This window comes from Pseudomonas sp. E45-MNA-CIBAN-0222, from assembly GCF_040310405.1.
In the GTDB taxonomy this organism is placed as follows: Bacteria; Pseudomonadota; Gammaproteobacteria; order Pseudomonadales; family Pseudomonadaceae; genus Stutzerimonas; species Stutzerimonas stutzeri_AC.
Map to the genome: position 1 here is coordinate 1 of NZ_JBEOPU010000124.1, position 264 is coordinate 264.

Genomic DNA, 264 nt, shown 5'->3' on the forward strand with positions numbered 1-264 from the left:
ACGTTGTACTGGTTGATCTGGGTCAGAAATTCGTTGATCTGGCGCTGGCCGAAGGCGTCGTACAGCGCTTCGTCGACATCGCTTGCGGTCAGGCCGAAACGCGCGGCGGCGCTGCGGTCGATGCTGATGTGGGTGATGCTGCCGCCCAGTTGCAGGTCGTTGGAGATGTCGCGGAACGCCGGATTGCTGCGCAGCTTGTCGGTCAGGCGCTGGGTCCAGGTGCTGAGCGTCGCGCCGTCGTTGCTCTTGAGCACGTATTGATAC

At 62.1% G+C, this 264-nt stretch carries 1 protein-coding gene; it reads right to left on the bottom strand.

Annotated elements, in window-relative coordinates; translation table 11 throughout:
* On the bottom strand, positions 1 to 264 hold a 264-nt coding region (locus tag AAEZ08_RS23015; protein WP_500125192.1), incomplete at both ends, for an efflux RND transporter permease subunit.